The following is a 7846-nucleotide window of genomic DNA, read 5'->3' on the forward strand; positions in this document are numbered from 1 at the left end:
CAAGGCCGCGTTGCTCGTGTCAGCTCCGCGCCACCGGCCGCGCCGGGTCGGCAGACCATTCGCTCCATGAGCCGGGGTACAGCGCCGACCCGGGCAGGCCCGCCAGCTCCATCGCCAGCAGGTTGTGGCAGGCCGTCACGCCGGAGCCGCATTGGTGAACGACTTGCCCAGGTGTCGCGCCGAAGGCCTGGAAGACCCGGCGCAGCTCGGCGGCGGGGCGAAAGCGGCCGTTGGGATCGAGGTTGTCCTTGAAGAAGCGGTTGCGCGCGCCGGGGATGTGGCCGGCCTGCGCGTCCAGCGGCTCGACGTCGCCACGGTAGCGCTCGGGTGCCCGGGCGTCGATGACCAGCAGGCGCCCCGGCGCCGCGAGCAGCTCGGACGCGTCCACGGCCGGCATCGCGGCCGGCCGCAGCGGGTAGCCCTCGGCCGCGGGGGCGTGCGGCGTGAGGCCTTGCTCGAGCGGACCGCCGGTGGCTTGCCAGGCGGCGACGCCGCCGTCGAGCACCGCGATCGCCTGGTGGCCCAGCCAGCGCAGCAGCCACCAGGCCCGTGCCGCGTAGGCGCCGCCCTGGGCGTCGTAGGCGACGACCGGCGTGCCCGCGCCGATGCCCCAGCGGGCCAGCGTCGCGGCAAGGGCTTCCCGGGTCGGCAGTGGGTGGCGGCCGCCGTCGATCGCCCCGCGGGCGGTCTTGGGGCCGGACAGATCGCGATCGAGGTGGGCATAACGGGCGCCCGGCAGGTGGCCGGCGATGTACGCCGCCTCGCCCGCGCCGGTGTCGGCCAGATCGAAGCTGCAATCGAGCAGCACCGGCCAGTCGGGCGTGCCCAGGCGGGCCAGCAGGGTGGATGCGCCGATCAAGGGGGTTGGAAGCGAGGCAGTCATGGCGGGTCAGGATTCCAGGGTCGAGGATTCGTGGTCGGCTGCGCTTGTGCTGCGCTGGCGCAGGCGGGTGGCGGCGAGCCCGGCGCCGATGATCAGCACCATGCCGGCCAGCGCGACGGGCGTCACCGGGTCATCGAAGATCAGCACGCCGTAGAGGAACGAGAAGACGATGCCGAGGTACTGCAGGCTGGCGTTGGACAGCGTGCGGCCGATGGCGTAGGCGCGCGTCATCATCATCTGCGCCACGGTGGCGAGCACGCCGGTGGCCACCAGCAGCAGCACGCCGACGGGGGTGTGTGCATGGGCGCCGCCGGCCAGCGTCAGCAGCGCCCCGGCCGCGATGCCGCCGAGCGAGAAGTAGAAGACCACGCGGTACTCGGGCTCGCCGACGCGCCCGAGCGCGGTGACCTGCAGGTAGGCCATGGCGGCACCCAGGCCCGAAGTCAGCCCGGCCAGCGCGCCCTGGAACTGGTCGCGCTCGATCGTGGGCTGCAGAACCAGCGCGACGCCGGCAAAGCCGACGAGCACGGTGGCGACCAGCCGCGGGTCGATCCGGGCGGAGCCCATCATCACCGCGCCGCCGATCAGGAACAGCGCCATCCAGACCGAACTCATGTAGTTCAGCGTGATGGCGGTGGCCAGGGGCAGCTTGCCGATCGAATAGAACCACAGCACGAGCGAGCACACACCCGTCAGGCTGCGCCAGAAGTGCATCGCCGGGACGGTGGTGCGCAGGCTACCGCCGCGCGCCCGCGCGAGGCCGGCGATGAACAGCACGCCGACGACGCTGCGGTACAGCACGATCTCGCCGGCGCTGTACTGGGCCGACGCGAGCTTGACGCACACGCCCATCGTCGAGAACAGCAGGGCCGCCAGCAGCATCAACAAAGGCGCGGACATGGGCGTCAATAGCTCAGGCCCATCGCGTCGCGCACGTCCTTCATCGTCTGCCGGGCGATCGTGCGGGCGCGCTCGGTGCCCATCTCGACGATCCAGTGCACCTGCTTCGGGTTCGCGAGGTAGTTCTCCGCTCGCTCTCGCCACGGCGCCTGCTCGCGGTGGATCGCCTCGATCACCGGCTGCTTGCAGTCCAGGCAGCCGATGCCGGCGCTGGTGCAGCCCTGGCGCGCCCAGGCCTGGGTGCCGGCATCGGAGTACAGCTGGTGCAAGGGCCAGACGGGGCAGCGCGCCGGGTCGCCGGCGTCGCCGCGGCGCACGCGCTGGGGGTCGGTCGGCATGCGGCGGATCTTCTGCGCGACGACCTCCGGCGCCTCGCGCATCTCGATCGTGTTGTCGGCGCTCTTGCTCATCTTCTCGCCGTCCAGCCCCGGCAGCCTGGCCGTCTCGGTGAACAGCGCGGCGGGCTCGGGCAGCACCGGCTCGCCCCGCCCGCGGCCATAGAGGTGGTTGAAGCGCCGCGCGACCTCGCGCGTGACCTCGACGTGCGCTGCCTGGTCTTCGCCGACCGGCACGAAGTTCGCGCGGTAGATCAGGATGTCGGCCGCCTGCAGCAGCGGGTAGCCGAGAAAGCCATAGGTCGCGAGATCGCGGGTGGGCTGGGTAGCGATCAGATGCTTGTAGCTCGGCACCCGCTCGAGCCAGGACAGCGGCGTGCCCATCGCCAGCAGCGTGAACAACTCGGCGTGCTCCGGCAGCCGGCTCTGGATGAACAGCGTGGCCCGATTCGGGTCGATGCCGGCGGCGAGCCAGTCGACCACCATGTCGTAGACATTGCGCTCGATGACCTCGCGCTCCTGGTAGTGCGTGGTCAGTGCATGCCAGTCGGCCACGAAGAAGAAGCAGTCGTGGTCCTGCTGCAGGCGCACCCAGTTCTTCAAGGCGCCGTGGTAATGGCCAAGGTGCAGGGCCCCGGTGGGGCGCATGCCGGAAACGACGCGGGCTCGCATTCTCCGGATTCTGGCAGAGGCTTACACTGCGGCGCCTCTATGAAACGAATCGTCATTCTGCTGTCGGGCCGCGGCAGCAACATGCAGGCCATCGTCGAGTGCGGCGCCGCGGAAGGGTGGTCGGCGCGCGTGGTCGGCGTGGTGAGCAACAAGGCCGACGCACAGGGCCTGGCCTGGGCCGCCGAGCGCGGCATCGCGACGGCGGCGGTCGACCCCAAGGCCTTCGCGACGCGCGAGGCGTTCGACGCCGAGCTGCGGCGCGTGATCGATCTCTGGGGGCCGGACCTGCTCGTGCTGGCCGGCTTCATGCGCATCCTCGGCGCTGCCTTCGTGCGCCACTACGAGGGCCGCATGCTCAACATCCACCCGTCGCTGCTGCCCGCCTTCACGGGGCTGCACACCCACCGGCGGGCGATCGAGGCCGGCTGCAAGGTCACCGGCGCGACGGTGCACTTCGTGACGCCCGAGCTCGACCACGGGCCCATCATCGCGCAGGCGACGGTGCCGGTGCTGCCGGGCGACGACGAGGCGACGCTGTCGCAGCGCGTGCTGGTGCAGGAGCACCGCCTGTACCCGCTGGTGGTGCGCTGGTGCGTCGAGGGCCGGCTGCGTGTCCAGGCCGGCCGCGTCACCCAGCTCGACGGCGAGCCTCAGTTGCTCGTCGGCTGACCCGTTTCAGCGCGGCGCCGGCAGCAAGCCGGCGGCGATGTTGACAGCCATCGCCAGGATGGCGGTGTTGAAGGCGAACGACAGCAGCGCCTGCAGCAGCACCAGGCGGCGCATCGGCCGGCTGGTGATGGCCACGTCGGCCGTCTGGGCCGCCACCGCGATCGTGAACGAGAAGTACAGGAAGTCGACGTAGTTGGGGTGGAAGCTCGGATCGACGTCCGGAAACTTCAAGCCTGCCGGCGGGGTGTGGCGGTAGTAGTGGCTCGCGTAGTTCAGCGTGAACACCAGTGGCAGCAGCAGCCACCCGCCGACCACCGTGCCCAGGGCCAGCAGCACATGCGCCAGCGCCAGTGGCGCCGCCTGCACGTGCCGCACCCAGGCCAGCTCGGCGACGATGGCCACGATGCTGGCCACCGAGGCGCCCACCACGAGGCCGAGCACCACGGCCGCCCCCGGTGTCTGGGCCAGCGCGCTGCGCCGCAAGTGCCCGTGGTCGGCGCGGGCCATGACCCACGACATCAGGGCCAGGTAGGTCCAGACGCCGATGTTCCAGCCGACCAGGGCCCGCCCGACGGCGGTGTCGGCAGGAGCCAGCAGCCCCGCCACCAGACCCACCGCGGCGGCCAGCGACATCCGCGGTCGCACGGCGACGTGGGTCCACAGGCGCTTCATCGGTGCGGGGCGCCCAGGCCGGCGCGGGGATAATCCATCGATGCATCCTAATGCCCTGCTGGACCTGGCAACCGAGCTGTTGCGCCAGGTGCTCAAGTTCGACCAGCCCGCCGACGCCGTCGTGTCAGCCTTCTTTCGCAAGCACCGTGGCCTGGGGCAGCGCGAGCGCCATAGCCTGGCCGAGACGACCTATGCGGTGCTGCGGCAGCGCCTGCTGCTGGCCCACCTGGCCCAGAGCGGGAGTGGCGCGCTCGAGCGGCGCCTGGCAGCCCTGGCCTGGCAAGGCGGCGACACCTTCCTGCGCGGGGCGCTGGGCCCGCAGGAGCAGAAGTGGCTGGCCGAGGTGAAGGCGATCGACGTGGCCGGCCTGCCCGAGAAGCTGCGCCACAACCTGCCGGACTGGCTGGCCGGGCTGCTGAAGAACGAGCTGGGCGATGACTTCTGGCCCTTGGTGAACGCGCTCGACCAGCCGGCGCCGCTGGACCTGCGCGTGAACACGCTGAAGGCCAAGCGCGAGGACGTGCAGGCCGCGCTGGCCGCGGCCGGCATCGAGGCCACGCCCACCCCCTATTCGCCCTGGGGCCTGCGCGTGCAGGGCAAGCCTGCCCTGCAGAAGCTCGAGGTGTTCACCTGTGGCGACGTCGAGGTGCAGGACGAAGGCAGCCAGCTGCTGGCGGCGCTGCTGTCACCCAAGCGCGGCGAGATGGTGGTCGATTTCTGTGCCGGTGCCGGCGGCAAGACGCTGGCGCTCGGGGCGCTGATGCGCAACACGGGGCGGCTGTACGCCTTCGACGTGTCTGGCCACCGGCTCGATGCGCTCAAGCCCCGGCTTGCGCGCAGCGGCCTGTCCAACGTCTACCCGGCGCAGATTGCCCACGAGCGCGACGATCGCATCAAGCGGCTGGCCGGCAAGATCGACCGGGTGCTGGTCGATGCCCCGTGTTCGGGCCTGGGTACGCTGCGCCGCAACCCGGATTTGAAATGGCGCCAGTCGCCCAAGTCGCTGGAAGAGCTGGGCGCCAAGCAGCGCGACATCCTGGCCAGTGCGGCGCGGCTGCTCAAGCCCGGCGGTCGCCTGGTCTATGCCACCTGCAGCCTGCTGCGCAGCGAAAACGAGGCCGTGGCCGCCGATTTTTCCGCCGCACACCCCGAGTTCGAGCCCCTGCCAGCGGGCGCGGCGCTGGCCGCGGCCCAGGTGGAGCGGGCTCCCGAACTGGACTCGAACGGTCACCTGCGCCTGTGGCCGCACCGCCACCAGACCGACGGCTTTTTCGCCGCGGCCTGGCAGCGCCGGCCTTGAAGCGCCGGGCGTCCGCCCCGATCTGACCGGATGGCGGCGATTTCCTACGCAATTCCCGTGCTGGTCTCGGCAGCCATGTCTCCTACAATTTCACATTGGCTCGAACTCTCGGGCGGCTGGCGTGTACATGAGCAATTTGCAAGCGATCTTCTCGGCCTTCATCGATTGGGCCGCCCACGGGATCGTCGATGCCAGCTGGTGGCAACTGCTGTTGTTCACCCTGGTGCTGACGCACATCACCATCGCGTCGGTCACGATCTTCCTGCACCGCTCGCAGGCGCACCGCGCGCTCGAGCTGCACGCGATCCCGTCGCACTTCTTCCGCTTCTGGCTCTGGCTGACCACCGGCATGGTGACCAGGGAGTGGGTCGCGATCCACCGCAAGCACCACGCCAAGTGTGAGACGGCGGACGACCCGCACAGCCCGGTTGCCAAGGGCATCAAGACCGTGCTGCTGACGGGCAGCGAGCTGTACCGGGCCGAGGCCAAGGTGCAGGAAACGCTGGACAAGTACGGCCACAACACGCCGAACGACTGGATCGAGCGCAACCTGTACAGCCGCTTCCAATGGCAGGGCGTGGGCCTGATGCTGGTCATCGACCTGCTGCTGTTCGGCGCGGTGGGCGCGACCGTCTGGGCCGTCCAGATGCTCTGGATCCCCATCACGGCGGCGGGCATCATCAATGGCCTGGGCCACTGGTGGGGCTATCGCAACTTCGAGGCCGTCGACGCCTCGACCAACATCTCGCCCTGGGGCCTGATCATCGGCGGCGAGGAACTGCACAACAACCACCACACCTACCCGACCTCGGCCAAGTTGTCGGTCAAGCCCTACGAGTTCGACATCGGCTGGGGCTACATCCGCGCGCTGGAAACGATGGGTCTGGCCAAGGTGCGCAAGACCCCGCCCCAGCTCGTGCTGGGCTCGGTCAAGCCGGTGGCTGATTCGATGACGCTCGAGGCGATCATTGCCAACCGCTACGAGGTGATGGCCAACTACGCCAAGCAGCTCCGCCGCACCTGTGCGATCGAGCTGACCAAGCTGAAGGCCGACGGCGCTGCGAAGACCGGTGCCGCGTGGACCAATCTGCGCGTTGCCGAACGCTGGTTGCACCGCGATGCAGAGAAGATTCCGAGCAACCTGCGCACCCAGCTCGACCTTGCGATGGACGACTCGCCGGTGCTGAAGAAGCTGGTCACGATGCGCGAGGAACTGCGTCAGCTCTGGACCCGCACCAACGTGTCGGCCGAGCAACTGGTGACCGACCTGCAGGACTGGTGCCGCCGCGCCGAGGAAAGTGGCATCGCCGCGCTGCGCGAATTCTCCGTTCAATTGCGCGCGGCGCGTTGTTAGCCCCCACGCCCCCTTCCGTGGGCTGCCCCCCCGAGGGGGCTCGCGCAGCGGACCGGCAAAGCCGGATCCGCGCACGCCACTTGGAGGGGCCCAGGCTTCGCCGGGCCAAACAAAAAGCCCACCGGTTGGTGGGCTTTCTCTTGGGGATCGAGCCGAATTACTTCAGCTTGATTTCCTTGTACAGCACGTGCTTGCGCGCCTTCGGGTCGAACTTCATGAATTCGAGCTTCTCGGGCGTGGTCTTCTTGTTCTTGTTCGTGGTGTAGAAGTGGCCGGTGCCCGCGGTGGACTCCAGCTTGATCTTTTCGCGGCCGCCTTTGCTTGCCATGGTGCGTGACTCCTGTCAGTCAGTCTGTTGAGACGGGTGCGCTTACAGCGCGCCCTTGGCACGCAGATCGGCGACGACCTGGTCGATGCCGACCTTGTCGATCAGGCGCAGCGCTGCGTTGCTGATGCGCAGGCGCACCCAGCGGTTTTCGCTCTCGACCCAGAAGCGACGGTACTGCAGGTTGGGCAGGAAGCGGCGCTTCGTTTTGTTGTTTGCGTGGGAAACATTGTTCCCCACCATCGGGCCCTTGCCCGTGACTTGACAGACGCGTGCCATGACGCTTCTCCAGTTCTTCGTCCAGTGTTGTTGGCGCTGGTGCCTAGAGCAGGGGCCTGTGCCGGCTTTCGACGGCGTGTGGCGCTTGGGTGGGCACCCGTGGACCGGACGCGGGGCGACCCGTTTCCGGCAAAGACGATGATTATAGCGGAGATTCCGCCACCCTGGCCAGCCGCGGCCGGGCCGGCGGCTTCAGCCTTCCTGCTCGAGGAAGCGCTGCGCGTCGAGCGCCGCCATGCAGCCGGTGCCGGCCGAGGTGATGGCCTGGCGGTAGACGTGGTCCTGCACGTCGCCGGCGGCGAACACGCCGGGCACGCTGGTCATCGTGGCGAAGCCGGTTTGGCCGGTGCGGGTGGTGATGTAGCCGTCCTTCATCGCCAGCTGGCCTTCGAAGATGGCGGTGTTGGGCTGGTGGCCGATCGCGATGAAGCAGCCCTTGAGCGCCAGCTCGGTCTTG

General features: G+C 69.3%; 10 protein-coding genes. 3 read left to right on the plus strand and 7 right to left on the minus strand.

Going from position 1 to position 7846, the window contains the following annotated elements; genetic code table 11:
• Positions 1-19: 19 nt before the first annotated feature.
• From VJ693_RS18520 to trpS, 3 genes are read right to left on the minus strand one after another with little or no spacing between them, the layout of a single operon-like run.
• Positions 20-883: a sulfurtransferase gene (locus VJ693_RS18520; protein WP_324156550.1), complete on the minus strand. Its 864-nt coding sequence runs from the start codon at positions 881-883 to the stop codon at positions 20-22.
• 6 nt (positions 884-889) lie between these two features.
• Positions 890-1783 carry a DMT family transporter gene (locus VJ693_RS18525; RefSeq protein WP_324156552.1) on the minus strand — a complete coding sequence of 298 codons (894 nt, stop codon included), beginning with the start codon at positions 1781-1783 and terminating at the stop codon, positions 890-892.
• Positions 1784-1788: 5 nt separating this feature from the next.
• On the minus strand, positions 1789-2790 hold the full coding sequence (trpS, locus tag VJ693_RS18530; RefSeq protein WP_324156553.1) for a tryptophan--tRNA ligase: 1002 nt from the start codon (positions 2788-2790) through the stop codon (positions 1789-1791).
• 39 nt (positions 2791-2829) lie between these two features.
• On the opposite strand from trpS, the gene purN reads away from it, so the two are divergent.
• Positions 2830-3459 carry a phosphoribosylglycinamide formyltransferase gene (gene purN, locus VJ693_RS18535; protein WP_324156555.1) on the plus strand — a complete coding sequence of 210 codons (630 nt, stop codon included), beginning with the start codon at positions 2830-2832 and terminating at the stop codon, positions 3457-3459.
• A 6-nt stretch (positions 3460-3465) separates the two neighbouring features.
• Here the strand turns inward: purN and VJ693_RS18540 are convergent, their stop codons facing one another.
• Positions 3466-4131: a DUF1345 domain-containing protein gene (locus VJ693_RS18540; RefSeq protein ID WP_324156556.1), complete on the minus strand. Its 666-nt coding sequence runs from the start codon at positions 4129-4131 to the stop codon at positions 3466-3468.
• A gap of 40 nt (positions 4132-4171) precedes the next feature.
• Between VJ693_RS18540 and VJ693_RS18545 the strand changes: the two genes are divergently transcribed.
• Both VJ693_RS18545 and VJ693_RS18550 read left to right on the plus strand, forming a co-directional pair.
• Entirely contained in the window at positions 4172-5431 is a 1260-nt protein-coding gene (locus tag VJ693_RS18545) for an RsmB/NOP family class I SAM-dependent RNA methyltransferase (protein WP_324156558.1), read from the plus strand.
• 127 nt (positions 5432-5558) lie between these two features.
• Positions 5559-6785: a DesA family fatty acid desaturase gene (locus VJ693_RS18550; RefSeq protein ID WP_324156560.1), complete on the plus strand. Its 1227-nt coding sequence runs from the start codon at positions 5559-5561 to the stop codon at positions 6783-6785.
• A 157-nt stretch (positions 6786-6942) separates the two neighbouring features.
• On the opposite strand, the gene rpmG is transcribed toward VJ693_RS18550, so the two are convergent.
• From rpmG to VJ693_RS18565, 3 genes are all read right to left on the minus strand, one after another.
• Entirely contained in the window at positions 6943-7113 is a 171-nt protein-coding gene (rpmG, locus tag VJ693_RS18555) for a 50S ribosomal protein L33 (protein WP_025564431.1), read from the minus strand.
• A 42-nt stretch (positions 7114-7155) separates the two neighbouring features.
• Positions 7156-7389 (minus strand): 50S ribosomal protein L28, encoded by a 234-nt coding sequence (gene rpmB / locus VJ693_RS18560; protein WP_324156569.1) that lies wholly within the window; start codon positions 7387-7389, stop codon positions 7156-7158.
• A 192-nt stretch (positions 7390-7581) separates the two neighbouring features.
• Positions 7582-7846: FAD-dependent oxidoreductase (locus VJ693_RS18565; RefSeq protein ID WP_324156571.1), on the minus strand; the 265-nt coding region annotated here is incomplete at its 5' end.

The organism is Ideonella sp. (genome assembly GCF_035254525.1).
Lineage (GTDB): Bacteria > Pseudomonadota > Gammaproteobacteria > Burkholderiales > Burkholderiaceae_C > Ideonella.

Excerpts from the sequence above, each read along its gene's own strand:
- VJ693_RS18520 (WP_324156550.1), bottom strand. The coding sequence starts at position 883 with ATGACTGCCTCGCTTCCAACCCCCTTGATCGGCGCATCCACCCTGCTG.
- VJ693_RS18525 (WP_324156552.1), bottom strand. The coding sequence starts at position 1,783 with ATGTCCGCGCCTTTGTTGATGCTGCTGGCGGCCCTGCTGTTCTCGACG.
- trpS (WP_324156553.1), bottom strand. The coding sequence starts at position 2,790 with ATGCGAGCCCGCGTCGTTTCCGGCATGCGCCCCACCGGGGCCCTGCAC.
- purN (WP_324156555.1), top strand. The coding sequence starts at position 2,830 with ATGAAACGAATCGTCATTCTGCTGTCGGGCCGCGGCAGCAACATGCAG.
- VJ693_RS18540 (WP_324156556.1), bottom strand. The coding sequence starts at position 4,131 with ATGAAGCGCCTGTGGACCCACGTCGCCGTGCGACCGCGGATGTCGCTG.
- VJ693_RS18545 (WP_324156558.1), top strand. The coding sequence starts at position 4,172 with ATGCATCCTAATGCCCTGCTGGACCTGGCAACCGAGCTGTTGCGCCAG.
- VJ693_RS18550 (WP_324156560.1), top strand. The coding sequence starts at position 5,559 with ATGAGCAATTTGCAAGCGATCTTCTCGGCCTTCATCGATTGGGCCGCC.
- rpmG (WP_025564431.1), bottom strand. The coding sequence starts at position 7,113 with ATGGCAAGCAAAGGCGGCCGCGAAAAGATCAAGCTGGAGTCCACCGCG.
- rpmB (WP_324156569.1), bottom strand. The coding sequence starts at position 7,389 with ATGGCACGCGTCTGTCAAGTCACGGGCAAGGGCCCGATGGTGGGGAAC.